The sequence below is a fragment of the Thermomonas sp. genome, from assembly GCF_035369645.1.
Taxonomy (GTDB): domain Bacteria; phylum Pseudomonadota; class Gammaproteobacteria; order Xanthomonadales; family Xanthomonadaceae; genus Thermomonas.
In genome coordinates, this window is record NZ_DAOOUM010000004.1 from 1 (window position 1) to 25,780 (window position 25,780).

The 25,780-nt window shown below is 60.2% G+C and carries 24 protein-coding genes; 7 read left to right on the plus strand and 17 right to left on the minus strand.

The features are described 5' to 3' along the window. Nucleotides 1-136: 136 nt before the first annotated feature. Nucleotides 137-2,128, minus strand: coding sequence for an OPT family oligopeptide transporter (locus PK789_RS01355; RefSeq protein ID WP_223627084.1), 1,992 nt, complete (start codon nt 2,126-2,128; stop codon nt 137-139). Between the two features lie 132 nt (nt 2,129-2,260). Here PK789_RS01355 and PK789_RS01360 point away from each other — a divergent pair, with 132 nt between their 5' ends. Both PK789_RS01360 and PK789_RS01365 read left to right on the plus strand, forming a co-directional pair. Then, the gene (locus tag PK789_RS01360) at nt 2,261-4,027 is read left to right on the plus strand and encodes a peptide MFS transporter (protein ID WP_324306536.1); all 1,767 of its coding nucleotides are present in this window, start codon (nt 2,261-2,263) and stop codon (nt 4,025-4,027) included. Between the two features lie 75 nt (nt 4,028-4,102). Next, nucleotides 4,103-6,118, plus strand: coding sequence for a M13 family metallopeptidase (locus PK789_RS01365; protein WP_324306537.1), 2,016 nt, complete (start codon nt 4,103-4,105; stop codon nt 6,116-6,118). 30 nt (nt 6,119-6,148) lie between these two features. Here PK789_RS01365 and PK789_RS01370 read toward each other — a convergent pair whose 3' ends face one another. Continuing rightward, nucleotides 6,149-6,799, minus strand: a complete 651-nt coding sequence (locus tag PK789_RS01370; protein WP_503011862.1) for a rhomboid family intramembrane serine protease — start codon at nt 6,797-6,799, stop codon at nt 6,149-6,151. Between the two features lie 108 nt (nt 6,800-6,907). Then, nucleotides 6,908-7,270 (minus strand): MGMT family protein, encoded by a 363-nt coding sequence (locus PK789_RS01375; RefSeq protein WP_324306539.1) that lies wholly within the window; start codon nt 7,268-7,270, stop codon nt 6,908-6,910. 47 nt (nt 7,271-7,317) lie between these two features. On the opposite strand from PK789_RS01375, the gene PK789_RS01380 reads away from it, so the two are divergent. Beyond that, the gene (locus PK789_RS01380) at nt 7,318-7,728 is read left to right on the plus strand and encodes a hypothetical protein (protein ID WP_324306540.1); all 411 of its coding nucleotides are present in this window, start codon (nt 7,318-7,320) and stop codon (nt 7,726-7,728) included. A 58-nt stretch (nt 7,729-7,786) separates the two neighbouring features. On the opposite strand, the gene PK789_RS01385 is transcribed toward PK789_RS01380, so the two are convergent. After that, nucleotides 7,787-8,908, minus strand: coding sequence for an inorganic phosphate transporter (locus tag PK789_RS01385; protein ID WP_324306541.1), 1,122 nt, complete (start codon nt 8,906-8,908; stop codon nt 7,787-7,789). Between the two features lie 13 nt (nt 8,909-8,921). Next, entirely contained in the window at nt 8,922-9,548 is a 627-nt protein-coding gene (locus PK789_RS01390) for a DUF47 domain-containing protein (protein WP_324306542.1), read from the minus strand. A 247-nt stretch (nt 9,549-9,795) separates the two neighbouring features. Here PK789_RS01390 and PK789_RS01395 point away from each other — a divergent pair, with 247 nt between their 5' ends. Further along, a complete protein-coding gene (locus PK789_RS01395) occupies nt 9,796-11,103 on the plus strand; it encodes a hemolysin family protein (RefSeq protein WP_503011863.1) in 1,308 nt (435 codons plus the stop codon). Between the two features lie 33 nt (nt 11,104-11,136). Here PK789_RS01395 and PK789_RS01400 read toward each other — a convergent pair whose 3' ends face one another. Genes PK789_RS01400 through PK789_RS01410 form a run of 3 tightly spaced genes read right to left on the minus strand, consistent with a single transcriptional unit; the run spans nt 11,137 to nt 15,043 of the window. Further along, entirely contained in the window at nt 11,137-13,275 is a 2,139-nt protein-coding gene (locus tag PK789_RS01400) for a putative bifunctional diguanylate cyclase/phosphodiesterase (RefSeq protein ID WP_324306543.1), read from the minus strand. Then, a complete protein-coding gene (locus PK789_RS01405; RefSeq protein WP_484417001.1) occupies nt 13,272-14,204 on the minus strand; it encodes a phosphate/phosphite/phosphonate ABC transporter substrate-binding protein in 933 nt (310 codons plus the stop codon). The genes PK789_RS01400 and PK789_RS01405 overlap by 4 nt, the downstream gene beginning before the upstream one ends. A 38-nt stretch (nt 14,205-14,242) precedes the next feature. Next, on the minus strand, nt 14,243-15,043 hold the full coding sequence (locus tag PK789_RS01410) for an RNA methyltransferase (RefSeq protein WP_324306545.1): 801 nt from the start codon (nt 15,041-15,043) through the stop codon (nt 14,243-14,245). 92 nt (nt 15,044-15,135) lie between these two features. On the opposite strand from PK789_RS01410, the gene PK789_RS01415 reads away from it, so the two are divergent. Next, nucleotides 15,136-15,957, plus strand: coding sequence for an inositol monophosphatase family protein (locus PK789_RS01415; RefSeq protein ID WP_324306546.1), 822 nt, complete (start codon nt 15,136-15,138; stop codon nt 15,955-15,957). Between the two features lie 74 nt (nt 15,958-16,031). Here PK789_RS01415 and secF read toward each other — a convergent pair whose 3' ends face one another. The 6 genes from secF to PK789_RS01445 all read right to left on the minus strand — a co-directional run bounded on the left by secF (nt 16,032) and on the right by PK789_RS01445 (nt 22,026). Next, the gene (gene secF, locus PK789_RS01420; RefSeq protein ID WP_324306547.1) at nt 16,032-17,000 is read right to left on the minus strand and encodes a protein translocase subunit SecF; all 969 of its coding nucleotides are present in this window, start codon (nt 16,998-17,000) and stop codon (nt 16,032-16,034) included. Between the two features lie 19 nt (nt 17,001-17,019). Next, nucleotides 17,020-18,861 (minus strand): protein translocase subunit SecD, encoded by a 1,842-nt coding sequence (secD, locus tag PK789_RS01425; protein ID WP_324306548.1) that lies wholly within the window; start codon nt 18,859-18,861, stop codon nt 17,020-17,022. Between the two features lie 60 nt (nt 18,862-18,921). Beyond that, on the minus strand, nt 18,922-19,278 hold the full coding sequence (gene yajC / locus PK789_RS01430) for a preprotein translocase subunit YajC (protein WP_324306549.1): 357 nt from the start codon (nt 19,276-19,278) through the stop codon (nt 18,922-18,924). A gap of 97 nt (nt 19,279-19,375) precedes the next feature. Beyond that, nucleotides 19,376-20,503, minus strand: coding sequence for a tRNA guanosine(34) transglycosylase Tgt (gene tgt, locus PK789_RS01435; RefSeq protein WP_324306550.1), 1,128 nt, complete (start codon nt 20,501-20,503; stop codon nt 19,376-19,378). Beyond that, nucleotides 20,500-21,540 (minus strand): tRNA preQ1(34) S-adenosylmethionine ribosyltransferase-isomerase QueA, encoded by a 1,041-nt coding sequence (gene queA, locus PK789_RS01440; protein WP_324306591.1) that lies wholly within the window; start codon nt 21,538-21,540, stop codon nt 20,500-20,502. The genes tgt and queA overlap by 4 nt, the downstream gene beginning before the upstream one ends. Nucleotides 21,541-21,594: 54 nt before the next feature. Next, the gene (locus PK789_RS01445) at nt 21,595-22,026 is read right to left on the minus strand and encodes an Lrp/AsnC family transcriptional regulator (protein ID WP_324306551.1); all 432 of its coding nucleotides are present in this window, start codon (nt 22,024-22,026) and stop codon (nt 21,595-21,597) included. A 140-nt stretch (nt 22,027-22,166) separates the two neighbouring features. Here PK789_RS01445 and PK789_RS01450 point away from each other — a divergent pair, with 140 nt between their 5' ends. Both PK789_RS01450 and upp read left to right on the plus strand, forming a co-directional pair. Continuing rightward, nucleotides 22,167-23,660, plus strand: coding sequence for an aminotransferase class III-fold pyridoxal phosphate-dependent enzyme (locus PK789_RS01450; protein WP_324306552.1), 1,494 nt, complete (start codon nt 22,167-22,169; stop codon nt 23,658-23,660). A gap of 107 nt (nt 23,661-23,767) precedes the next feature. Further along, nucleotides 23,768-24,400, plus strand: a complete 633-nt coding sequence (gene upp, locus PK789_RS01455; RefSeq protein WP_324306553.1) for a uracil phosphoribosyltransferase — start codon at nt 23,768-23,770, stop codon at nt 24,398-24,400. Here the strand turns inward: upp and PK789_RS01460 are convergent, their stop codons facing one another. The 3 genes from PK789_RS01460 to PK789_RS01470 all read right to left on the minus strand — a co-directional run bounded on the left by PK789_RS01460 (nt 24,401) and on the right by PK789_RS01470 (nt 25,779). Further along, nucleotides 24,401-24,622 carry a type II toxin-antitoxin system HicB family antitoxin gene (locus PK789_RS01460; RefSeq protein WP_324306554.1) on the minus strand — a complete coding sequence of 74 codons (222 nt, stop codon included), beginning with the start codon at nt 24,620-24,622 and terminating at the stop codon, nt 24,401-24,403. It lies immediately after the preceding gene. After that, nucleotides 24,619-24,807 (minus strand): type II toxin-antitoxin system HicA family toxin, encoded by a 189-nt coding sequence (locus PK789_RS01465; protein WP_324306555.1) that lies wholly within the window; start codon nt 24,805-24,807, stop codon nt 24,619-24,621. Before PK789_RS01465 ends, PK789_RS01460 begins: the two co-directional genes overlap by 4 nt. Nucleotides 24,808-24,888: 81 nt before the next feature. After that, entirely contained in the window at nt 24,889-25,779 is an 891-nt protein-coding gene (locus PK789_RS01470) for an MBL fold metallo-hydrolase (RefSeq protein ID WP_324306556.1), read from the minus strand. Nucleotide 25,780: the final 1 nt, after the last annotated feature.

Consider the following 25,780-nt stretch of genomic DNA (forward strand, 5'->3'; position numbering starts at 1 on the left):
GGCCGTGTTGGCGGCCATCGCCGGTAATGACAGCGCAAGCGCAAGCGGAAGAATGACGTAGCGAAGCTTCATGGGAATGTCCTTGGAAATGCTTAGAAGTACTTGATAAAAGGTTTGAATCTGGACGTTGACACCATCAAACAATGGCTTTGCGCGCCAAGCGTTCCACCCAGCGATACAGCAGGAAGATGGCCGCGACGAAAGCAATGCCGCCCAGCCATGCGGCCGGGCCTTCGGCAAAGGCATCGCTCACCATTTGCAGCGGCAACAGCTTGAACGCGACGATGCCGGCGATCAACACGCCGATCAAGCCTTCGCCCACAATCATGCCCGATGCCAACAATACGCCCAGCTGCTTGACCGCCTCCGGCTTGCCATGACGCTCGGCGCGCTGATCGAAATACCAACCCACAATCGCTCCCACCACCACCATCAGCGTGGATCCGGTTGGCAAGTAAATGCCCAAGCCCACGGCCAGCGGCGACAGATGCGCGCCCTTGGTGGAGCGGCGCAGCACTTCGTCGATTGCAATCAACACCACGCCAATTCCGGCACCGATCAGGATCAAGTTCCAGTCGATGTTGTTCTGAATCACACCCTGCGCCAGCGCTGAAATCAGGCCGGCTTGCGGTGCAGCCAGTGCGTCCTTGCCCGCACCCGGCGCGCCCACGAAGCCATAGGCCTGATTGACGATATCGAGGATCGGCGGAATGATCGCCGAGCCAGCAATCACGCCCACCACCAACGCCCACTGCTGCTTGGACGGCGTGGCATCCACCAACTGCCCGGTCTTGAGGTCTTGCAGATTGTTGTTGGCAATCGCCGCCACTGTGAACACCACCGCCGTCACCAGCAGGGCGAATGCCACCAGCCCTTTTTCTTGGCCGGCATCGATTTGCGACTTCAGCCCGAACACCAGCAGCAGCGCCGCGCCGATCACCACCAAAATCCCGATCCCCGACAGCGGGCTATTGGACGAACCAATCAAACCGGCCATATAGCCGCACACGGTAGACACCAGAAAGCCCATCACCACGATGTACAGCAGGCTGCCCAGCATCAGCGGCAACGCGTGCGCGCCCAAGCCGGTCTGGTTGGAAAAATGCACCAGCAAAAACGCCAGCGGCACGAAGCACGCCAGCATCATCGCGCCGACCACCCCGATCGGAATGTCGTGCTCGGTGCGCGGCAACAAATGCAAGGTGCCCCCTTGGCGAGCGCGGTTGGCCGCCATTGCCGACGCCAACCCCGACACCACCGGCTTGACCAGTTTGCCCAAGGTCCAGATCGCCGCCACGCCAATCGTGCCGGCACCAACAAAGCGCACATTCGTGCTCCATGTCGCCCCGGCCATGTCTTCAAAACTGCCGGTCAGGCCGTGCGCCAGTGCGGAGAAATGCGGCACCCCCCACACCCAACCGATCAGCGCGCCCAACAGCATCGCAAGGCCCACCCACAACCCCACCAGATGACCCACCGCGAACAGCGCCATCGACAAGCCGAAATCAAACCCGCTCACCCCATCGCCCACTCTGAAATAGCTCTTCACATCGCTGGCAAAGGTCTTGGTGGCCACCACCAAAGCAAAACCTGCCGCCACCAATGCGCCCCAGGTGACCGCCATCAGGCCCGCACGGCTTTCCTCGGCACCTTGCGCCGTACCTGCTTCGCCAGGGCTGCCCACTTTCAGCACCTCGGCGCAGGCCACGCCTTCCGGGTACGGCAAATCGGAATTGGTGACCAGCGCGCGCCGCAGCGGGATCGAATACATCACGCCGAGAATGCCGCCCAGTGCGCAGATCGCAAACGAGGCCCAATAGGGGAAGCCTGTCCACCAGCCGATGATGACCAGCCCCGGCAGCACAAAAATGATGGACGACAACGTGCCCGCCGCCGATGCCACCGTCTGCACGATGTTGTTTTCTTGAATGGTGGAGTTTTTGAAGCCGCGCAACAGGGCCATCGAAATCACCGCTGCTGGAATTGACGTCGCAAAGGTCAGCCCCGCCTTCAAGCCAAAGAACACATTGGCGGCGGTGAACGCCAGCGTGATGACAATCCCCAGCACGATGCCGCGCAAGGTGAACTCGGTGCGCGGCTCGCTGGCCACAGGTACTGGCTTGGACATGCAGGGTCTTCCGGCGATGGGAACGGCCAAGTATCGCAGACCGCCGCCGTGTGGGAAGGGTGTTGGGCGGGGCACCCGCAAGCCTGCCCGACCACATCGCTATACTCCGCCAACCTCACGCGAACCCGAATCATGTCCTCAGCCAACCTTGCCGCGCAGCCCAGTCACAACGACTTCCTGGGCCATCCCAAGGGCGTGTATGTCTGCTTTTTCACCGAGATGTGGGAGCGGTTTTCGTTCTATGGAATGAAAGCGCTGCTGTTGCTCTATCTCACCAAATATCACTTGTTTGGTGACAAGGCCGGGCTGGATTTGCTCGGCGCGTATGGCGGGCTGGTGTATTGCATTCCGGTGTTTGGCGGCGTGCTGGCCGACCGTTGGTTGGGGATGCGCAAGGCCGTGATCTTTGGCGGCATCTTGCTGGTGGCAGGGCATATCGGGATGGCCTTCGAGGGTCACGCGGCCACGCTGCAAAATGGCAGCGCGGTACGTGATGAGGCATCCCTACGCATCATGTATGCCTCGCTCGCGCTGATCATCATGGGTGTGGGCTTTTTGAAGCCGAATATTTCCACCATCGTCGGCAAGCTCTACGCCGACAACGACCCGCGCCGCGATTCCGGGTTCTCGCTGTTCTATGCCGGGATCAATCTGGGCGCATTGTTCGCCTCGCTGGTGTGCGGTTATGTGGGCGAAACCTGGGGCTGGAAGTATGGCTTTGGCGCCGCAGGCATCGGCATGTTGGCCGGGCTTGCGATGTTCGTATGGGGCCAGCGCTATCTGCAAGGGCACGCCGAGCCCGCCAACCCGGCCTTGCTGCGTGAGCGTGTGGCCGGGCTGCCGCGTGAAGGGTTGATCTATGCCCTGGCGGTGCTGGGCGTGGTACCGGTGGCGTGGTTGATGTGGGCGGCAGCCAATGGTGCGTTTGCGCTGGGCGGTGAGGTTTCGCTGGCACTGCTATTGATGATTGTGGTGCTGGGCGCGGTGCTGCTGTGGTTTGCATGGTTCACCGGCACGCAGTGCACGTCGGTGCAACGGCAACAAATGATCGCGATGATGGTGCTGATCTTCATGGCGCTGGTGTTCTTCACCCTGTACGAGCAAACCTACGGCTCGTGGGTGACCTTCACTGATCGCCTGTTGAGCAAAGACATCGTGCCGTCGATGGTGGTGCGTGATGGCACCCCGTGGCCGTGGTCCACGTTGTCATTGCTGCTGGCACCGCTGGCGTTTTTCGTGGCGGCGCGCATGTCGGACCGCAACCCCGACTCCGCTGCGCCGCGTGCATTGTTCCTTGCAGTGAGCGCACTGATCATCGTGCTGCTGGTGCGCGACTGCGTGGCGCTGCCGCAAACTGCCGGCTCGCTGACCTATCTTGGCGCGTTCTTCCTGGTGGCCCTGGCCCCCTTGTTTGCCGGGCTGTGGGGCTGGCTGGACAAGCGTGGGCTGGATCCATCGAAGCCCACCAAATCCGCATTTGGTTTGCTGTTCGGCGGGCTGTCATTTGTCCCGATGGCACTGGCCGCGCAACAGGTGGGCGCGACCGGCGCGATGGCCAGCGTGTGGTGGCTGGTGCTGGCGTATCTGGTGCTTGAAATCGGTGAAATGTGCCTGTCGCCGGTGGGCCTGTCGGCCGTCACCCAGCTGGCCATGCCGCGCGTGGTCAGCCTGATGATGGGCACCTGGTTTCTTGCCACCGCGTTTTCGGAAACGCTGGCAGCGTTGTTCGGCAAACTGGCGGCGATTGATGTGGCGGAAGGCGAAACACTGAACATGGTGACCGCCGCTGCCAAATACGAGCATCTGTTCTGGCTGATGATGTGGATCGGGCTGGGCTGCGCGGCATTGGCCTTCCTCGCCGCACCACTGTTGCGGCGGATGATGCATGGGGTGAAGTAAGCCTGAACCTGCCAACCAACAGAGTGGCAGGGCGCTGCTAAACTCCGGCATCGTCTTCACAACGAGTACTTCCGCATGCTGCAGCACCGTCCGTTGGTCTTCGCCCTTGCCGTCGCCCTAGCAGCCGGAGTCATCTCCCAGCAAAGTCATGCTGCCAAGAAGCCCACTGCCAACAAGTCGAAGTCCGCTGTCGTTGCGCTGGCCTGTACCGATTTCTACAGCGAGGCCAACAAACCGTGGCTGGCCGCCAACCCGATGCCCAAGTCCGGCGCGGTGTCCGCATTGGGTCAATTGACCGCACGTGCACAGCAGCAACAACGCGACCTGTTAGACCATACCATGCAGGCGCCACAGGGCAAGGTGCAACAATTATTGGGTGATTTTTGGGCCAGCGGACTGGATGAAGCCGCCGTAGAAAAAGACGGGGCCGCCCCTGTGGCGCCGCTGTTACAACGCATCGACGCCATTCGCAAAAATGGCGATATTGCCCCAGCGATTGCAGCCTTGCATCAGGTGGGTATTCCGGTGGCGTTTGGCTTCAATGCCGATATCGACCTGCGTGATTTGGATCGCCATCTTGGCTATTTCAGCCAAGGCGGCATCGGCCTGCCCGACCCGGCTTACTACACCCGCAACGATGCCGACACCAAGGCGCTGCTGGCGCGTTATGCCGATTACATGCGCAAAATCCTGACCTTGACCGGCGTTGCCAAGAAAGATTTGGAAACCCAAACCGCCCTGGCATTGGACTTGGAAACCCGGATTGCGCGCGCGGCGCGGCCCTTGGTGGATCTACGTGATCCACGCAACAACTTTGCCCCACAGCCGACCGCCAACCTTGGCAAGCAATACAAAAATTTGCAGCTGGATGCCTTCCTCAAAGCCCAAGGCATCAACGACGATACCGTGTCACTGGCCAACCCCGCCCTGTTCGAGCAATTGGACAGCTTGGTTGGCAAATTGAAGCCGGCGCAATGGCAGGCCTATCTGCGTTGGCGGGTGGGCGATGCAATGGCCCCCTACCTGTCCAGACCGTGGCGTGATGCGTCATTCGAGTTCCGCGGCAAGGTACTGCTGGGGCAAACCGACCCCGCCCCGCGCTGGCAACAAGTGCTGGATGCCATCAACCTGGCCGCAGGCCCGATGCTGGGCAAGGAATACGCGGCGACCTACCTGCCCGACGCCACCCGCAAGCAAGCCGAATTGATTGCCGGGCAAGTACGCGATGCCCTTATCCAAACCACCTCCAACACCCCTGTATTGGATGCCGCCGGCAAGGCCGAGGCCCGCAAGAAGCTCGAACGTCTGCGGATTGAAATTGGCACCCCCAAGCGCGACCTTGACTACAGCCTGCAACCGATGGGGCGCGGCAGTTTTGGCGGCAATATGCTGATCGCCTCGACGTGGCGGCATAACCAAGAAATGAAGCGCATCGGCAAGGGCAATGCCGACCGCCGCTGGGATGTATTGCCGCAGCAACCTGCACTGACTTACGATCTGGCGCATAACCGGTTGATCGTAACCGCCGCCATGCTGCAAGCACCGGCGCTGGATCTTGCGCAACCCTTGCCGCAGCAATATGGCGCATTTGGCGCACTGGTGGGGCACGAGCTCAGCCATGCGTTGGATGAGCGCGGTCGTCATATCGATGCCGATGGCAATGTCCGCGATTGGTGGAGCCCCGAAGTCGCCTCGGCGTGGGCTACCGTGGCCGCCAAAGTGACAACGCTGTATGCCAATCTGCCCTATCCGGGGACGCAGGATGTGAAGGTCTCAGGCAGCTTGACCCGCGATGAAAACCTAGCGGATTTGGCCGGTGTCGAACTGGCGCACGCCGCCTTCCAAAATGCCCAGCCCAAATCAAACCCGGCACAAGAACGTCAATTCTTTACCGGCTGGGCGCAGTTGTGGGCACAACAAGTGGCCGCTGATGAGGCGCAGATCCGTGCACAACAAGATGTCCGTGCACCCGGCCAATGGCGTGCCAATGTTCCATTGATGCAGCAACCAGCCTTTGGCAGTGCATTTACCTGCAAAGTGGGCAGCCCCATGCAGGCCAAAGAGGATGCTCGGGTCAGTGTATTTCACTGACGCAGCCCCTAGGACGGGTGACAACCCGCCCTAGGGCACGATGCGCATGCGGGGCTTGGGTTTCCGGTTGGATCCGCCAAACGGCGGTTGCCCCCGCCAATGGCGAATCAGCAGCCAGCCAAACAGCATCCCGCCCAGATGCGCAAAATGCGCCACCCCGGGTTGCAGGCCGGTGATACCCACGCCCAATTCAAACAAGCCATACACGATGACCAAGGTGCGTGCCTTCATCGGAATGGGCGGAAACAGCAACATCACCCGTTGATTGGGAAATAACATCCCGTAAGCCAGCAATAGGCCAAACACCCCGCCCGATGCGCCGATGGTGGGATAAGGGTCGGCCCCCTGCGCCACCGCATACGAGCCCACCAGCAATTGGCATAGCCCGGCCCCCACCACGCAGACCAAGTAATACGTCAGAAAGCGGCGCTCGCCCCAAGTGTATTCCAGCGGCGCACCAAACATCACCAGCGCCAGCATATTGAAGCCAATGTGCATGAAGCCACCATGCAAAAAGGCGTAACTGAGCAACTGCCACGGCATGAACGCCGGCGCACTGCCTGCCGGATCGAATACGCCGTCGGCCCACGGCCACAACATCAGCGACAGCATCGCCTGATCGCCGATGAAGTATTGCAGCGCAAACCCCAACACGTTGGCGATCAACAGGGCTTGGGTCATGCGGGGAAGATTGAACGGCATCCGTGCGTCGATCCAGTCAAGTTTCGTTGCAGTGCATCATAGCGGGTCAACGCGCACAGGTCAGTGCCACGATGATTCATCCGTGCATCAACGCGGTGCCCAGAATGCCGCATCCAAGCTGGCTTCCACCGGCGGCAGGCGGACGCGCCCGTTGTGGACATCCACCCCCTCGGCACGCAAGCGGCGGATTTGCTCGTCCCAACCGGCCGAACCCGGCGGCAACGCGATGCGCCCGTCCGAACGCACAATGCGATGCCAAGGCAGGCTGGCGTCCTCATGTTGGCCCAAGATGCGCGCCACCAACCGCGCCCGCCCCGGCAACCCGGCACGCTGCGCAATCACCCCATACCCAGCCACCTGCCCACGCGACACCGCACGGATCGCAGCCAAGATGCGCTGCTCCGGCGTTGGCGCTGATGCGGGCGGTGATGTGGGCGCGGGTGCGGTCATGGTTCGGGTTAGCATAGCGACTGCACCGCTTGCATGCCGCATACGCTATGGACAACTTCGAACAAATCCGCCGCCACCTCGCTTCCTCCGGTTACAAACTCAGCGTACAAGAGCCCTTCGTGGTCTGCGTCGAGCTGTCACTGGCGCAGGGCAAGCGCCATCAGGCCATTTTTCTGGCCGAAATGCAGGACGACGATGGCCGCGACTACCTGCGCATCAGCACCGCGCTGGCCCCCATCACCGGACTGGATGCGCGGCGTGCGCTGCGTTTTAACTGGGAAAGCCGAGTGGGTTATCTGGCCATCAGTGAACTTGATGGCGTGCCGTATCTGCACCTGTGCGAAAACCGCCCCTACGACACCTTGACCGCCGCCGAAATCGACCGCCTAGTGCTGGAGATCGGCGGCACCGGCGATGAAATGGAACACCGCATGTCCGCCGGTGGTGACCTGCTGTAAGTCCGCCAAAAACCGCGGCGACATACCGTAGATGGACCGAGCTTGACTCGCTATCGTGCTATACCCAACCGACTAGGCGCAAAAGTTTGTAAACCCCAAACGACACTGCCGCCGATGCCGGAATAGTCAAGATCCAAGCCCAAACGATCCGCTCGATGGTGCTGACCTTGAGCTTGCGCGGATTCTTGGCAAAACCCACACCCATGATCACAGTGGACACCGTATGGGTGGTTGAGACCGGCATGCCAAAGTGAGCGGCGGCCATCAGCACCGTGGCCGAACTGGTATCCACCGCAAACCCGTCCAGCGGGTGCAGTTTGACCATCTTGTGGCCCAGCGTTTTGATGATTCGCCAACCGCCCGAAGCGGTACCGGCGGCCATCACCAAGGCGCACGTCACGACGATCCATGTGGCCACATCGCCACCAGCAGTGGCATGCGGGTGCATGAACGCCAACCATGCCGGCAAGTCATTAAGCGCCCCGTTGGCCTCGGCCCCGACTAAGGTCAATGCAATCACGCCCATGGTCTTCTGCGCATCGTTATGCCCATGCGCATAGCCCATGTAGGCGGCCGAAGCGATTTGTAGTTTGCCGAAACTGGCGTTGATCCAGCGCGGCCGCGCCAACCTGCGCAATACGCCGCCAGCACGTTCCATCCCGAAGATCAGCGTCCATAGCAAGGCAATCAATAAACCGCCCAGCAAGAACCCAATCAGCGGTGATGTCACCATCGGTACGATCACTTTCCACACCAAGCCTTTGCTCTTGGTCCAATCAGCCGCACCCTGGATCCAGATCAGCGAATCCCAATTCATGTTGGATGCCGACAACGCCGCACCGCATAGACCACCAATCAGTGCATGCGAGGACGACGACGGCAACCCAAACCACCATGTCAGCAGGTTCCACACGATCGCCCCCAACAGGGCGCTCAACACCAATTGCGAGGACGCATCCACTACCCCGGTATTGACGATACCGGTGGCAATGGTGGCCGCCACCGCGGTGCCGGTCAGCGCACCCAACATATTGGTGACAGCCGCCAAAATGACCGCCTGCCCGGGGGTAAGCACCTTGGTTGCCACCGATGCAGCAATGGAGTTGGCGGTGTCGTGGAAGCCGTTGATGAACTCGAACGCCAACGCAGCAACCACCACCACAAGCACGAGGGTCAGCATGGTGCTGGGCCTCTCAAGAATTCTTCAATACGATCTGGTACGCCACCACGCCGGCCTCGCGGCAGCGGTCGATGGCTTTCTCCAGAATCTCGAAAAACTCCTTGAGCAAGAACATCTGCAAGCTGTCCAACTTGCCGGAATAAATTTCGCGGTACAGCTCCAGCATCAACCGGTCGGCTTCGTTCTCGATCGATCGCAATTTTTCGTTGAGCGCGGTCATGCGGTCCAGGTTCATCCGCTCCAGCTCATCGACCATTTGCACTACCACTTCGGCGGCCTGCTCCAGCATTGCAGCACGCGGCGCAAAATCAATTTGCCCCAAATGCTGCACCGCCAGCGCGTAGCGGTCAGCAAATTTTTCGATCTGCTTGGGGATTTTGTGCAGCGCCGAGCCCAGCGCTTCGATATCTTCACGCTCGAACGGCGTGATGTAGCTGTCCACCAAGGCCTTGCTGAGCTTGTCGGCAGCAGCGCGCTCGCGTAGACGGGCCAATTTGAAGGCATCCAGCGCCGGCTGCCGGTCGGCTTCTTTCATCATCGCATGCAGCGCCTTGGCGCTATCCAATGCAGCGGCGGCGGCGTCATCCAGCAATGCGTAAAACTGGGTGCCGGAACCAAATATTGTTTGCAAGGAAAACATGCGAAATCCGCCCGATGTCAGGAATGTTGCAACGATAGTGCGCAATTATGACGTTTCGATGACGGCTTGCGTTACCTACCCGGCATTACTCGCTCGCAGCGCCCTGTTATGATGTCACCGCGCTCCGGCGCAGCCCATGGACGCACACTCTCTGCCATCGCCAGCATTAGACCACCGCACCGCAATGGTGCCGCGTGTGTTGGCCGCAACACCACTCCTTCCCCTCGCCTGCACCTGGTGATCCCCCGTGCTGGAACTATTACTCATCGTTTTCGCCCTGATCTTGCTGAACGGCTTTTTCGCACTGTCGGAGATGGCCGTCGTCACCTCGCGCAAGGCGCGCCTGAAACAAAACGCCAGCACCAGCCGGCGTGCGCGCAAAGCACTGGAGCTGGCCGAACACCCGGAGCGTTTCCTGTCCACGGTACAGGTTGGTCTGACCCTGATCACCATTGTGACCGGCATGTTGGGGGGCGAGGCACTGGGCAGTCTGATTGGCGCATGGCTGGCACACAATGCACCGGCATTGGGCCACTATGCCGCCCCACTGGGCACCGTGCTGGCGGTTGGCCTGATCACCTACCTCAGCATTGTGCTGGGTGAGCTGCTCCCCAAGCGCCTGGCCCTGCTGGCCCCCGAGCGACTGGCCGCTGCGGTAGCAATCCCGATGCATTGGTTGTCACGACTGGCAAGCCCGGTGGTGTGGCTGCTCAGCGCCACCGTGCGTGGGTTATTGCGATTGCTGCGGGTCGGTGGCGGCGATAATTCGCAGGTCACCGAGGAAGAAATTCAATTGCTGGTGAGTGAAGGCCACGAGCAAGGCGTGATCGATCTGGACGAGCGCAATATGTTGAACCGGGTGATGCGCCTAGGGGATCGCACCGCCGACAGTCTGATGACCCCACGCACCCGTATCACCTGGCTGGATGCTTCGGCCAGCTTGGTCGAAAACTTGGCCACGATGCAGGAAGGCGCGTACTCACGCTACCCGGTATATCACGGCGATGACAGCGACGTGGCCGGCATTTTGGAGGTCAAGACCCTGCTGGACGAATTGGGCAAACCGCAGCCATCGCTGTTCAATGATTTACGCCCGGCGGTATTCGTATCCGAATCCACCCACGCCATGAAATTGCTGGAAATTCTGCGCGAGGAACAACAATCGCTGGCTTTGGTCGTGGACGAATATGGCGACATCCAAGGCATGGTGACCATCAGCGACATCGTGGATGCGGTGATTGGCCGGCTACAGAGCAGTAACGAAGCAGATACCAACGAGGCACTGGTCGTCACCCGTGAAGATGGCTCTTTGTTGGTGGATGGCGGTCTGCATGTGCAGGAACTGCGCGAGCTGACCGGTGAGCGTTTGGCCGATGCCGAAGAATTGGAATACCGCACCGCAGCGGGCTTGGTCATCGCCAAACTAGGCCGGATTCCGCGCGTGGGCGAACATTTCCGCATCGGTGCGTGGCGTATCGAAGTGGTGGACTTGGATGGCCCGCGTATCGACAAACTTTTATTGCAACGCAGCGATGCCGCACCCGGCGAAGGGTAAGGCTAAATCACCTCACCAACGCTGCTACCTCGTTCAGTGCAGCAGATCAACAAACTGCGGCGCTTCCAATGGATAGCCCAGCCAAAACCCTTGTACCAAATCACAATCGCGTTCACGCAGCAAATCAAACTGCCCCTGACGCTCCACGCCTTCAGCCACCACCACCACCCCCATCGAATGTGCCATCGCAATGATGGCGCTGGTCAGCACCAGATCATCCGGGTCACGCAGCAAGTCCGAGATAAAACTGCGATCAATCTTCAAGCCATCCACCTGCACCCTCCGCAAATGGCTGAGGCTAGAAAAGCCGGTGCCAAAGTCATCCAGCCACACCCGTACTCCCAACTGCCGCAATTGGCCTAGCAACTCAGTGGCGTGCAGCTCATCACTGATCACCGCTGTCTCGGTCAATTCCAAATGCAGACGCTCAGCGGCCAAGCCGCTTAGTTCCAGGGCATCGGCCACTTGCTGAATCAGATCGCCACTACGTAACTGCCGCGCCGAAACATTCACGGAAATGAAGGGCGGCTCGCCCGCACCTTCCGGCACCTGCCAGCCAGCCGCTTCTTGGCAGGCGTGCAGCAATACTTGCGCCCCTATTTGTTCGATCAAGCCGCACTGCTCGGCGACATCGATGAACAACGAGGGCGCGATGGCACCGTCTTCCGGGTGATTCCAACGCAATAACGACTCCGCTCCCACCAGTACATGATCACGGGTGCGATAGATAGGCTGGTATACCAAGCTAAGCTCACCACGCTCCCACGCACCGCGCAGGTCGTGTTCCATGCGCACGCGCCGCTCCACCGCCTGATCCATCGCTTGGCTGTAAAACCGATAGCAGTTCTTGCCGGCCACCTTGGCTTGGTACATCGCGATGTCGCCATTTTTCAACAGGCTGGAAACACTGACCGCATCCTCGGGGAATATCGCCACCCCTACCGAAACCCCCAGCAAAACTTGCCGCCCATGCAGCAGCATCGTCTCACTCAAGTTGCGCACCAGTGCTTCGGCCAGTTGGATGGCCTTGTCGCGCACGCTGGCATCCACGCCAGCATCGTCCAGTTGCAGCAACAAGACAAATTCGTCACCACCAAAACGCGCCACCAAGACATCCACGCCCACCAGTGTCTGCACGGCCTGTTCGATCCGCAGTGCCACCTGTTGTAGCACCTCGTCACCCGCCTCATGGCCGAGGGTATCGTTGATGCGTTTGAAGTCATCTAGATCCGCAAACAGCAGTGCCAACTGCTGCCCCATACCCTGCAATGCACGCAGGCGGCTCTCCAAGGACTCGCGGAACGCCAGCCGGTTGGCCATCCCAGTCAGCGCATCACTGTAGGCCACACGCCGAATTTCGCGGTCGTGCCGGTTCAAGCTTTCACGCATGCGGCCCACAGCACGGATCAAGTCGCCAATCTCATCGGCGCGGCGACTTTCCGGAATCGGTGATGAAAAATCCCCGGCCTCGGTCTGGCGGATGGCATCACCCAACAGGTTGAGTGGCCGCACCAGCAGTCGCTGCAGCAACATCGCCCCCAGTAACGCAAACACCGCCAGTACCGCGCACAGTATCAATAGCCAATGCAGGCTGCGTTGGTTTACTGCATCAAATTGGTTGTGCAGCGCGCTCAGTGTTTGTGCTTCTGCATGGCTGGAACGCGCAAGCGAATATCCAATCCGTACCCCTCCCAATGTTTCGTCACCAATCCGGATGGGCGCGGACACATCCAGCGTGTCCGCCAACATCCGTGTATGCGAGCCACTTGCCGCCATGATCTCGGGGGCCAATGCATCATTCATGGGCTTGCCAAACGCTGCGATATCGCCAGAACCATCGTGCAAGATGCGCCCCTGCGCGTCATACACCAGCACATATTCCACGTCCGGCGCACGCAAGGCACCGCGTGCAAGCGTACCTACGGCATCCAAATCGAAGTAATACAGCGGGTTGCTCAAGGCATCCGCAAGCTGGCTGGCCTGCGCCTCTCCACTACTGCGCAACTGCTCTTCCAATAGGCTGTGGGTGCTCTGTCTGGTGATGTCGATGACATCGTTTTGAATCACCTGCAAGCTATGCCATAGCAACGCGGTGAGCAGTAGCAACAAGGCCAGTACCGCCAGTATCACGATCTGGAATCGCGCCTGCAGACTCAGCCAGGAACGCTTCATTCAACCTCCGTGTTGACCCGGCGCACATCCTGCCCTAGTTGTTGCAATCGTTGCTTGTCGGCATCACTGATGGGTAAAAAATGCGCCGTACCCAAGAACCTGCGCAAGGCCTCGCCGGCCTCAGGGTCGCGCGATGCCTCTAGTAATACGGTTTGCAGTTGTGCCTGCACCTTCGGGCTCAAGCCGGTGCGGGTTAGCATCAAGGCACGCGGAACATCCTGGGTGCGGTCAATCACACGAAAATCCTGAGCAAAGGTGGGCGGCATCCGTGTCGGATTAACCCAGTCCAGATTACTCAGCACCCCCACATCCACCAATCGTTTATGTACCCACGTGGTGATGTTCAACTCGGTGCGCGCGAACACATACCCCACCCGATCCGGTGCGGGCTTGTCCATGGGCGACAGTAGTAATTCCAGGGCCATGCCTGCATTCAGCAATTTGGCCGCAGGCAGGAAATAGGCGCTGGTCGAATACGGGCTCTGGAACGCGATGCTATGCCCCGCCAGATCTTTCAATGTCGTGATCGGGCTATCACGCCGCACGAAGAACACCGTGTGGTAGCGCACCGCACCTTCGCGCTCGGTAATCAAGAACGCATGCGCCACCCCGCGTTGCTCGAAGATGGCGGCATTGCCAGAGGTCTCGTTGATCCAATCCACCCGGCCACGACGCAGATAACTGGCCATTTGTTGTGGGTCTTTGGCCATCAAGATGCGCCCACTACGAATCCCCACCGAGGCCATTCGCGGAATCACATAATCCAGCAGCGGCTTGAGTTGATCGTAATGGGCCTTGGGGTCATCACTGACCCGTCCCAATACCAACACACCATCGTCTTCCTGTGTGGGCAACGGCTGCGCATGCACTATAGGAGGCCATGCCAGTAGGCAGCACAGGCAAAGCAATGCGGGGAGCAAGCGGCGCATGGAATGAGGCGTAATCTGCAACCTGAAGTTGTCTGAGGCTACCCGATTTTTTTGTCCGTGGTAGCCTCGCCCGCAATCTTGGCCATCCGCTGGGTGTCCGCCAGCACGCCGCGCAATAGCCGCACATCGGCGCTATCCAGATTGGCACGCAGATATAACCGCCGCAACTTGCGCATAGCCGACTCCGGCGCGCGGCCTTTATGAAAGTCGATCTGCTCCAAAGTATCAGCCAGTTGCGCAAACAACCCCTCCAGTTCGGCATGCGCGGCCACACCCGCACTTGGGGGCTGAGTGCGCACATCACGCGGTGCCGCCATCACCTCCCCGAGCAAGGCACAGCGCAACTCATAGCTGAGCACTTGCACTGCCGCTGCCAGATTGAGCGAGCTAAACGCCGGGTCGGACGGGATATGCACTGCCGCGTGACACAGTTGCAATTCGTCATTATTCAAGCCGGTGCGCTCGCGCCCAAACACCAGCGCCACTGGCCCGCTAGTGGCCGCAAGGACAGCACGCTGCGCGGCATCACGTGGGTGCAGTGGTTCCAGCTGGATGCGCCGGCTGCGCGCGGTGGCCCCCAGCACCCAGCAGCAATCGGCCACCGCCTCAGCAAGGCTGGCACACACAGGCGCAGCTTCGATGAGATCATCGGCCCCTGCCGCCATCGCATGGGTATCGCGATCTGGGGCTTTCTCAGGGGCCACCAGCACCAACTTCGATAACCCCATGGTTTTCATCGCCCGCGCGGCCGCGCCGATATTGCCGGGGTGCTGGGTGCCCACCAGCACGATGCGCAGCTGTTCGGCGGACGATAAGGTCAAGGCATGCAGTTCATTCATGTGTAAATGGTAAACTTTGCGCACCGACCTGTGCGTCGGAATGCTCTTTTCCGCCGTTGCCCATCCACCTCAGACCCGCGAGGCGCTTTACCATGCAAAAACCCGTCGTCACTGTCATGGTCAAGGCCGCCCGCGCTGCGGGAGGGGTGTTGTTGCGAAACATGAATCGATTGGATGCGATCAATGTGATCGAAAAGGATCGGTTGGATTACGCCAGCGAAGTGGACGAGCAAGCCGAACAAGCCGTCATCAAGGAGCTGCGCCGCGCCTACCCCGATGCCGCGTTCATGGGCGAAGAAGGCGGCGTGCAGGGCAAAAAAGGCGGCGCGTTGTTCGTCATCGACCCACTCGATGGCACCAGCAATTACCTACACGGCTTCCCGCATTGGTGCGTGTCGATCGCCTTGGTCGAAAACGGCGAGCCACAGCACGCCGTAATCTTTGATCCCCTGCGCAATGAACTATTTACCGCCAGCAAGGGCAGCGGTGCTGTGCTCAACGATCGTCGCATCCGCGTGTCTGAGCGCAAGGACTTGAACGGCGCGATGCTAGCGACCGGCTTCCCTCCGCGTGAACGCGAACGCGCGCCAGCGCAGCTGGAATGCGTGCGTGAATTGCTACGCAGCATCGAGGATATCCGCCGCACCGGCTCGGCCGCGCTGGACTTGGCCTATGTGGCCTGTGGGCGTAGCGATGGTTATTTTGAAACAGGGGTGAAGCCGTGGGACATCGCCGCCGGCGTACTGCTGGTACGCGAAGCCGGTGGCCGCGTCAGTGATTTCAAAGGTGCCGCCACAGGCCCGATGGACACCCGCGGCATTCATGGCCGCGCCTTGTTGGCCGGCAATCAGAAATTGTCTGCCGAATTGCAGAAAGTGATTATGCAGTCAGGGTTTGCTGCGGCCTGCACATAACCGATTGCTTTCGATTTGACCCACAAAAAACCCGCGCAGCTGCGCGGGTTTTTTGTGCCTCACTGCAGCACCGCTTACGGCCGTCGTGCCAGCTCGGCGTGATCTTTGGCTTTTGGCATCAAGTCCTGCTTGGAGACCTTGAACGGCCCGATGGTCAGCATCGGCACCGCCACGATCACTGACGACACCACCACGATAACGGCACCGATCATATGGGTTTCGGCCAAGCCTTCCATTGACTCGCCGCCATACATATACAACGCCATTGCCGACAGGAAAAACATCACCGCAGTAATGATCGTGCGTGACAAGGTTTGGTTGATCGAGCGGTTCAGCACTTCCAATGAATCCACCCGCAGGCTGCGGAAGTTTTCGCGCACGCGGTCAAACACCACGATGATGTCGTTGATCGCAAAACCCATCACCGACAACATGCCGGCCAGCACGGTCAAGTCAAACTCGCGGCCCAGCATCGACATGTAGGCAATCGTCAGAATCAGATCGAAGAACGCGGTGATGATGGCCACCATCGCGAACTTCCATTCAAAACGCGCAGCGATGTAGATCAAGAACCCCACCAGCATGAACAAGGTGGCATACACACCGTTCATTGCCAGATCGCGGCCCACCTGCGGCCCCACGAACTCACCCGGCTGCACGGTCGCCGGGTTAGCCGTCGTGTTCACCGCAGCCAACACTTGCGCAGAAACCTTTTGTGCAGCATCGGCGGCGTTATTGTGTTCGGCGTCTGGCTGCAGGCGAATCATCACATCATTGCCGCCACCCACGCTTTGCACTTGTGCGTTGTGGATGCCGGCCTTGCTCAGGCGGTCACGCACATCTTCCACATGGATCGGCTGGGCGAAATGGGTGCGCACCATGGTGCCGCCGGTGAACTCCAACGCGTAGTTGAAGCCCTTGAGGCCGATGATAGCGATGGATGCCACCAACAACACCAGCATCAACGCCAGCACTGGGCGGCGATGACGCATGAAGTCGATGGTGGTGTCGTTGGGGATGAGGTGTAGCGGAAACAGTTTCATTCAGTAGTCCCTATCCCGGTCAGATCGCCACAGAGGTGAGCTTCTTGCGACGGCCATAGATCAGGCTGGCCAGCGCACGCGACACGGTGATTGCAGTAAACATCGAAGCAAAGATGCCGATGATCATGGTCAAGGCAAAGCCTTTCAGCGGCCCGGTACCAAAGGCGTACAGCGCTACACCTACGATCAAGCCAGTCAAGTTGGCGTCCATGATGGTGTGCGAGGCGCGCTCGTAACCTTCAGCAATCGCCGATTTGGCCGGCAGCCCCAACCGTAATTCTTCGCGGATGCGTTCGTTGATCAGCACGTTGGCATCCACCGACAAACCCACCGACAACGCCAAACCGGCAAAGCCCGGCAAGGTCATGGTGGCACCGAACATCGACATCACCGCCACCACGATCAGCAGGTTGAACAACAACGCCACCGAGGTGATCAAACCAAACATGCGGTAGTAAATGCCGAAGAACACCAGCGTGAACAGGAATGAGAACACCACCGCCTTGATCCCGCGTGCCACGTTTTCGGCACCCAAGCTGGGGCCAATCACGTATTCCTCGACGAAGTCCATCGGTGCGGCCAGTGAGCCGGCGCGCAGCAGTTTGGACAGGTTTTCGGCCTCGGTGCGTTCTAGCCCGGTGGTCTGGAATTGCTTGCCAAACACACCACTGATATTGGCGACAGAAATCACTTCTTCTTTGACTTTGAAGCTGCGCACTTCCTTACCATCGACCATGGTTACCTGCGGAATACGCTCGGTATACACCACCGCCATCGGCTTGCCGACGTTGCCGCTGGTGAAGTCGAACATGCGTTGGCCGCCGACGCCGTTCAGGGTGACGCTGACCGCAGGCAGGCCGTTCTGGTCGGTGGTGGCGCTGGCAGTGACCATCTGGTCGCCGGTGGCAATGACACGCTTATTCAGCAATACCGGGCGACCGGCGCGGTCACGATACAACTTGGCTTCGGGCGGAATACGGCCGGTGCGCTCGGCCTCGGCGGCATTGCCGTCCACCACCGCGCGATATTCCAGCGTGGCGGTCGCGCCGATCATGCGCTTGGCTTCGGCAGTGTCTTGCACGCCGGGCAGCTCGACCACGATGCGGTCTTCGCCTTGGCGTTGGATGATGGGCTCGGCCACGCCCAATTCGTTGACGCGGTTGCGCAAGGTGGTCAGGTTTTGCTCGATCGCACTGGAGGCGATTTGCTGCATTTCCGCCTGCGGCACGGTCGCCAAAATGCCGGCGGCATCATCGGTATATGTCAGTGTGGACTGCGCCTTGGCCAAAGCCGCGTGCGCCTTGTCGGCATCGGCTGGATTATTGAGCACCACCCGTAAGGTGTTGGTGCTATTACGCTCCACCGAGCGATAAGCCACCCGTGCATCGCGCAAGCTGGTGCGGATGTCGTCGGCATACGCATCAAAGCGCTTATCCACCGCCGCTTTTTTGTCCACCTGCATCGCAAAGTGCACACCGCCCACTAAGTCCAGACCCAGCACCATCGGCTTGCCGCCCAGTTTGGTCAGCCATGCCGGCACGGTGGAGGCCAGATTCAACGCCACCGTGTAGTTTTCGCCCACTTGTTCGCGGATCAGGTCATTGGCGCGGGTCTGGTCATCCAGCGATGCCATCCGCACCACCAAGTTATCGCCTTCTTTGGCAATAGCCTTGGGTTTGAGGTGGGCGCTGTCCAGCATCGCCACAACCTTGGATGTCAATGCGGCATCAAGCTGCGCACCACGATTCGCAGTGATCTGGATGGAGGGATCCTTCTGGTATTTATTGGGCAGCGCAAACAACACGCTAACCGCCAAAATCAGGAGGATGAGGACATACTTCCAGCGTGGAAATTCAAGCATTGCAGGATCCTGCTTGACGCCGCTGCGGCGTCAGGTCTTGGGGTTCTAACGAGGAATGAATCAAGCCGACTTCAAGGTGCCTTTGGGCAACACGCTGGTGATGGCACCGCGTTGCAGCTTCAATTGCACGCCGCTGGCCACTTCCACGGTGATGAAGTTTTCACCCAGCCCCACCACGGTGCCAGCCACGCCGCCACTGGTGATGACTTCATCGCCCTTGGCCAGCTTGTCCAGCATGGCGCGGTGTTCTTTTTGACGCTTCATCTGCGGGCGGATCATCAGGAAATACATGATCGCGATCAGGATGACCGGGAACAGCAGGGTGGACAGCATGCCTCCGGGAGCTGCGGCCGGCGCGGCAGCTTGGGCGTGGGCAACGGGGACGATCAGGTCAAGCAGGGAATCAAGCGGGTTCATCACAAATCCGGGTCAGTCATACAAAGGGCGGGCCTAGGCCAGCCGGGGATTATGCCATGGCTTGCCTCTCCCCTCGCCAAAGGGGAATAAAGCCACGTCAGGCTTGGCGGGCTGCGTAAAAAGACTCACGAAACTGCGTAAAAGTTCCGTTAGCAATCGCGTCCCGCATCTGCGCCATCAACCGCTGGTAGTAGCGCAGGTTATGCAAGGTGCCCAGCATCGGTGCCAGCATTTCATTGCAGCGATCCAAATGACGCAGGTAGCTGCGCGAATAGCCACCAGCACATGCCACGCAGTCGCAACCTTCTTCAATCGGCCGCAGGTCGTGCTCGTACTGCGCATTGCGCACGCGGATGACCCCGCTGGTGGTGAAGAAGTGACCATTGCGGGCATTGCGGGTGGGCATCACACAGTCAAACATATCCACCCCACGCGCCACCGCTTCCACCAAATCTTGGGGCCGGCCCACGCCCATCAAATAGCGCGGGCGGTCTTGTGGCAGTTGCGGCGCGGTGTGCTCCAGCATGGCGTTGCGCTCGGCCTCGGTTTCGCCCACCGCCAAGCCACCAATGGCATAGCCATCGAAACCAATGGCTTGCAGTCCCTCGGCCGATTGCGTGCGCAGATCGTGATGCACACCGCCCTGTACGATGCCAAACAGCGCCGCGTCGTTGCCCGCATGCGCGCGCTTGCTGCGTTCGGCCCAGCGCAGTGACAGTTGCATGGATTTTTCGACCACCCGCCGATGCACCGGCTGGCCGTGCTTGTCGTTCACCGGCGGACATTCATCAAATATCATCACGATGTCGCTGCCCAGCACCTTCTGGATGTGCATCGACTCCTCGGGGCCCAGGAACACCTTGCGGCCATCGGTGGGCGCGGCGAAGGTCACGCCTTCTTCCGTAATTTTGCGCCGATGCGCTAGCGAGAACACCTGAAAACCACCGGAGTCGGTGAGGATGGGTTTGTTCCAGCGTGCAAAGCCGTGCAGGCCGCCGTGCGCCTCGATCACGTCCAACCCGGGGCGCAAAAACAAGTGAAACGTATTGCCCAAAATAATCTGTGCGCCCAGGTCTTCGATCTGCGGCGGCAGCACACCCTTGACCGAGCCATAGGTGCCCACCGGCATGAACGCCGGGGTTTCGATGACCCCGCGTGGGAAGCGGATGCGGCCACGGCGCGCGGCACCGTCGGTGTTGAGCAACTCAAATTGCATGCGACTCATGCGCACGCCTCCTGCGGCCACAACAACATCGCATCGCCATAGCTGAAGAAGCGATAGCGTTCCTGCACTGCGTGTGCATACGCGGCGAAAATTTTGTCCTTGCCGGCAAACGCCGACACCAGCATCAACAAAGTGCTTTCGGGTAGGTGGAAATTGGTCATCAAGGCATCCACCGAATGAATCTTGTAGCCGGGGAAAATAAAGATACTGGTATCGCCGGCGAAGGGTTGCAGCTCGCCATCCACCATGGCGCTTTCCAGCGCGCGCAAGACCGTGGTGCCCACCGCGATCACGCGCCCGCCATTGGTGCGGGTATGGCGAACTTGCTGCACCAATTCGGCACCGACGTTGATCCACTCGCTATGCATTTTGTGCTGGTGGATGTCCTCCACCCGCATCGGCTGAAAGGTGCCCGCGCCCACGTGCAAGGTGACGTGACCAAACTGCACGCCGCGCTCGCGCAGGCTGGCAAGCAGGCCATCATCAAAATGCAGGCCCGCCGTGGGTGCGGCCACCGCGCCAATTTCACGGGCAAACACGGTTTGGTAGCGCTCGGCATCGTCGGCGCCGGGTTCGCGCTGGATGTACGGCGGCAGCGGCATTCGCCCGGCGTGTTGTAACCAATTCTCCAGGGATTCATCCACATGAAAGCGCAGCCGCCAGAAGCCGCTTTCGCAACGTTCCAGCACTTCGGCTTCGCCGCCGGCATCCAAGCTGATGCGGCTGCCAATCTGTGGTGGTTTGCTGACGCCCAATTGTGCGCGCGCTTCATTCCCTGCCAGCAAACGCTCGATCAAAAACTCCACCCGCCCGCCGCTGGCTTTGTTGCCAAACAAACGCGCCGGGATCACCCGGGTGTCGTTGAATACCAATAGATCGCCGGCACGCAGCAAGCTGGGCAAATCGCGGACCTGCATATCGACAAAGGCTGCGCTTGCGGGAGGCACATGCAACAAGCGACTGGCCGAACGCTGCGGCAACGGTTCCTGAGCGATCAGCTCGGGCGGCAAGTCAAAATGGAAATCGGACTTCTTCAAGGCGGTCAACAACGACAAGGGAACCGCACATTGTAGTCCGAGCCTGCTGTGGCTTCAGCGTTCGAACTTGGTGGACAAGATGATCGAACTATTGGTGCGCTCGACCCCGTCGATCGCGCCGATGCGGTCGGTCAGCACATCCATCTCGCCCACATTGGCAGTGACCGCCAGCGCGATTAGGTCATGCCCGCCACTGACCGAATACAGCACGCGGACTTCGTGCATTGCTTGCAGGGCTTTGACGACCGCCGTCATTTGTTTGGGCCGCAGGGTGATCATGATGTGCGCGCGGATGCGGCTGCGCTCCAGCTCGTCCTCCACGCGCACCGTGTAACCACGAATGACCCCCGACTGCTCCAGCCGGGTAATCCGGTTTTGCACGGTGGTCCGCGATAACCCCAGCCGCCGCGCGATGTCGGCGGTGGCGGCGCGGGCATCCTCGCGCAGGATCGAAAGCAATAGCTCGTCGGCGGGTGAAATTCTCATATCGAAAAATTGTACCGGCAATTCGCCCAAAATGTCCGTCGTTCAAGTCTAATTCACCCTACCGAATGACGGCGAACCCGCCATAATGTGAGGCTTGGCGTTGTATTTCCCTACTCTGGCGCCCCGATGGAGACCCTTGCATGAGCCTACTCGACACCCTCGCCCCGCTGCGCGCCCACGGCCACGCCCGCACCACCGGTCTGGATGACGCCACCCTGCTCGACTTCGCAACACGCGACCCGCAGCTGGTGGATGCCATCCATGCCGCCGCTGACGAATATGCGCAGCTTCAACAGGAATTTCCTGCACTGCTGGCGCTGGACGAAAATGCGCAGGCGCAACAGGTGCAGGCCGGCTTCATCAATTTTTACGCAGCCGATGCCACCAACCCGTATGTGGCGCTGTGCGCACGCGGGCCGTGGATCGTCACCCTGAAAGGTGCGGTGCTGTATGACACCGGCGGCTACGGCATGCTGGGCTTGGGCCACGCACCTGCGGCAGTGCTTGCGGCGATGGCCAAGCCGCAGACGATGGCCAACATCATGACCCCACATGTCGCGCAGCTGCGCTTTGCCAATGCCATGCGCAAAGAAATCGGGCAGACCCGTAACGGCTGCCCCTACGCCGCGTTCATGTGCTTGAACTCGGGCTCCGAGTCGGTATCGCTGGCCTCGCGAATCGTGGATGCCAACGCCAAAACCCAGACCGATCCGGGTGCCCGCCACGCCGGCAAGACCATCAAACGGGTGGTGGTGAAAGGCGCGTTCCATGGCCGCACCGAACGCCCCGCGCTGTATTCCGATTCCTCGCGCAAAACCTATCTCCAGCATCTGGCCAGCTTCCGCGGCGAGGACAGCGTGCTTACCGTTGCGCCCTACGACATGGACGCGCTGCGCAAGGTATTTGCCGAGGCCGATGTCAATGGCTGGTTTATCGAAGCGATGTTCCTGGAACCGGTGATGGGTGAAGGCGACCCCGGCCGCAGCGTACCGGTGGCGTTCTACAACTTGGCCCGCGAGCTGACCCAGAGCCATAACAGCCTGCTGCTGGTGGACTCGATCCAAGCCGGCCTGCGCGCCACCGGCTATCTGTCCATCGTCGATTACCCCGGCTTTGAACACGCGCAAGCACCGGACATGGAAACCTATTCCAAGGCGCTCAATGCCGGCCAATACCCGCTGTCGGTACTGGCGGTGACGGCTGCCACCGCCGCCATCTACAAGCGCGGCCTGTACGGCAACACCATGACCGCCAACCCGCGTGCGCTGGATGTGGCCTGCACCGTGCTGGCTTCACTAACCCCGGCGCTGCGCAGCAATATCCAGCAGCGCGGCCGCGACGCCGTGGCCCTGCTGGAAGCACTGCAGGCAGAGTTGAATGGCCCGATCACCAAGGTGCAGGGCACCGGGCTGTTGTTCTCGTGCGAGCTGACCAAGCAATTCAAGGGCTATGGTGCCGGGTCTACCGAAGAATGGATGCGCGAACACGGTGTGGGCGTGATCCATGGCGGTGAAAACTCACTGCGCTTCACCCCGCAGTTTGCCATCGACGAGGCCGAGCTCAAGCTGATCGTTGCGATGGTCAAGCGCGCCATCCTGGAAGGGCCGCGCATGGAACAAGCCGCCGCTGCTTGACCCACACTCAGCACGTATGCGCTCTCCAAAAGCCGGCTGAATGCCGGCTTTTGTGTGTCGTGGCAACCTAAGATACGGCACACTTGTCGTGCATTTGGAGCGCCGCCATGCAGATCATTGAAGTGCAACACCCGCTGATCCGCCACAAGCTCGGCAAGCTGCGCGACATCGGCACCGACCCAGTCCTGTTCCGCCAGTTGGCCGGCGAAATCGCCGCAATGCTGGCGTATGAAGCCACCCGTGATATGCCGGTGGAAACCCGCAGCGTGCCGACCTGGGCCGGGCCGCTGGACGTTGCACACGTCCGCAGCGAGAAGGTCACCTTGGTGCCAATTCTGCGCGCAGGCCTAGGCTTTCTGCCCGGCGTGCAGGCGATGTTGCCATCCGCCGCGGTTAGCGTGATCGGCCTGCGTCGCAACGAAACCACGCATCAACCGGAAACCTATTACGAGCGGCTGGCCGACAACATGGCCGCACGCACCGCGATGCTGATCGACCCGATGCTAGCCACCGGCGGCAGTGCGCTGGCGGCAATCGACATGCTCAAGGCCGCCGGTTGCCAACACGTCAAATGCCTGTTCCTAGTCGCAGCACCAGAGGGCTTGCGTGCGTTGGAAGCCGCCCATCCGGATATCGAGGTGTACGTGGCCGCCATCGACCAGCGGCTGGACGAGAACGCTTACATCCTGCCCGGTCTGGGCGATGCCGGGGATCGGCTATTCGGCACACCGGTGGATTGATTAGGCGGCAATATCCAGATAATTGACTTGGCTGACCGGGATTGGCACAGGCAAACCCTCCTCGCGCAAACCCTCCAGATGGAAGGCAATGGCTGCACGTAAATTGGCTTCCACCGCTTTCAATGTTTCCCCAGCTGCGATACAACCTGGCAAATCCGGGACATAGGCCGAGAAATTCCCTGCGGCCTGTTCGATGACAATGGCGTAACGCACGGCACTCACCTCTTCATTCCAGCTTGCTTGAGGATACTGTTGAGCGCTCCGGGTGCCAAATCATCGCTGGGTTTCCCTGCAACGGTGACTCGCCCGGGTTTATCCGGATGCCGATATTGTCGATGGCTGCCACGTATGGCCACAAGTACCCACCCATCTTCACGTAATCGCCTTAAGACTTCGCCGACGTTCATGCACACAGCATGTCTTCAAGCCGGAGTGGGTTCTATCAGACATCCCTCCAAAGATTAGTCGGAAAATCAGACTATCTGAGGTCAAGCCGCCAACCCCCGCGCCAGCAACATCACGTGTTCCTGCGCCGTGCCAAACCGTCCTTTTTCATCCCGAACCACTTGTGCCAGCGCGCAGCCGGCATCGTGGGTGAAGAACAGATGCACATTGCGCGCCAACTTGTCTTCCAAAAACGCGCGTTTTTCGTCGATCAAGGTTTCTGCACAGCGGTCGTAGCCCATGGTGATCGGCACATGCACCCATGGCCGGCCCGGAATCAAGTCGGCACAGAACACCACGCCACCATGCGCATCGCCACCCACGCGCTCTGGCCCCACGATTTCGGCCAGCATTAACCCGGGGGTATGCCCATCGCTGTAAGCAAACCGCACGGCATCACCCAATGCCTGCGCGTGCGCGCCCTCGACCAATTCCAAGCGCCCGCTGGCTTGCAGCAGCGTGGGCAATTCGGGAATAAAGCTGGCGCGGTCGCGTGGGTGCGGATGCAGTGCGCGCTGCCAGTGCGCCTGGCTCACCACGAAGGTGGCGTTGGGAAACAACAACTGCGGCGCGCGCCCTTCTGCCCACGGTGCCAGCAAGCCACCGGCGTGATCAAAATGCAGATGCGACAGCACCACCACATCGATATCTTCGTGCTGAAACCCGGCCGCTGCCAACGAATCCAGCAACACATGGCGGTCTTCCACCACGCCGTAACGCTCACGCAGTGCAGGCTCGAAAAATGCGCCGATGCCGGTTTCAAACAGCACGGTTTTACCGTTGAGTGGCGATGCCAACAAGGCACGACAGGCCAAGTCGATGCGGTTGTGCGCATCCACCGCTACCCAACGCTCCCATAGGGCACGCGGCGCGTTGCCAAACATTGCGCCGCCGTCGAGCTTTTGCGAATTACCGAGGATCGACCAAAGTTTCATG

What these genes read in the sequence shown, in the direction of transcription:
- PK789_RS01355 (WP_223627084.1), bottom strand. Translation starts at nt 2,128, where the DNA reads ATGTCCAAGCCAGTACCTGTGGCCAGCGAGCCGCGCACCGAGTTCACC.
- PK789_RS01360 (WP_324306536.1), top strand. Translation starts at nt 2,261, where the DNA reads ATGTCCTCAGCCAACCTTGCCGCGCAGCCCAGTCACAACGACTTCCTG.
- PK789_RS01365 (WP_324306537.1), top strand. Translation starts at nt 4,103, where the DNA reads ATGCTGCAGCACCGTCCGTTGGTCTTCGCCCTTGCCGTCGCCCTAGCA.
- PK789_RS01370 (WP_503011862.1), bottom strand. Translation starts at nt 6,799, where the DNA reads ATGACCCAAGCCCTGTTGATCGCCAACGTGTTGGGGTTTGCGCTGCAA.
- PK789_RS01375 (WP_324306539.1), bottom strand. Translation starts at nt 7,270, where the DNA reads ATGACCGCACCCGCGCCCACATCACCGCCCGCATCAGCGCCAACGCCG.
- PK789_RS01380 (WP_324306540.1), top strand. Translation starts at nt 7,318, where the DNA reads ATGGACAACTTCGAACAAATCCGCCGCCACCTCGCTTCCTCCGGTTAC.
- PK789_RS01385 (WP_324306541.1), bottom strand. Translation starts at nt 8,908, where the DNA reads ATGCTGACCCTCGTGCTTGTGGTGGTGGTTGCTGCGTTGGCGTTCGAG.
- PK789_RS01390 (WP_324306542.1), bottom strand. Translation starts at nt 9,548, where the DNA reads ATGTTTTCCTTGCAAACAATATTTGGTTCCGGCACCCAGTTTTACGCA.
- PK789_RS01400 (WP_324306543.1), bottom strand. Translation starts at nt 13,275, where the DNA reads ATGAAGCGTTCCTGGCTGAGTCTGCAGGCGCGATTCCAGATCGTGATA.
- PK789_RS01405 (WP_484417001.1), bottom strand. Translation starts at nt 14,204, where the DNA reads ATGCGCCGCTTGCTCCCCGCATTGCTTTGCCTGTGCTGCCTACTGGCA.
- PK789_RS01410 (WP_324306545.1), bottom strand. Translation starts at nt 15,043, where the DNA reads ATGAATGAACTGCATGCCTTGACCTTATCGTCCGCCGAACAGCTGCGC.
- PK789_RS01415 (WP_324306546.1), top strand. Translation starts at nt 15,136, where the DNA reads ATGCAAAAACCCGTCGTCACTGTCATGGTCAAGGCCGCCCGCGCTGCG.
- secF (WP_324306547.1), bottom strand. Translation starts at nt 17,000, where the DNA reads ATGAAACTGTTTCCGCTACACCTCATCCCCAACGACACCACCATCGAC.
- secD (WP_324306548.1), bottom strand. Translation starts at nt 18,861, where the DNA reads ATGCTTGAATTTCCACGCTGGAAGTATGTCCTCATCCTCCTGATTTTG.
- yajC (WP_324306549.1), bottom strand. Translation starts at nt 19,278, where the DNA reads ATGAACCCGCTTGATTCCCTGCTTGACCTGATCGTCCCCGTTGCCCAC.
- tgt (WP_324306550.1), bottom strand. Translation starts at nt 20,503, where the DNA reads ATGAGTCGCATGCAATTTGAGTTGCTCAACACCGACGGTGCCGCGCGC.
- PK789_RS01445 (WP_324306551.1), bottom strand. Translation starts at nt 22,026, where the DNA reads ATGAGAATTTCACCCGCCGACGAGCTATTGCTTTCGATCCTGCGCGAG.
- PK789_RS01450 (WP_324306552.1), top strand. Translation starts at nt 22,167, where the DNA reads ATGAGCCTACTCGACACCCTCGCCCCGCTGCGCGCCCACGGCCACGCC.
- upp (WP_324306553.1), top strand. Translation starts at nt 23,768, where the DNA reads ATGCAGATCATTGAAGTGCAACACCCGCTGATCCGCCACAAGCTCGGC.
- PK789_RS01465 (WP_324306555.1), bottom strand. Translation starts at nt 24,807, where the DNA reads ATGAACGTCGGCGAAGTCTTAAGGCGATTACGTGAAGATGGGTGGGTA.
- PK789_RS01470 (WP_324306556.1), bottom strand. Translation starts at nt 25,779, where the DNA reads ATGAAACTTTGGTCGATCCTCGGTAATTCGCAAAAGCTCGACGGCGGC.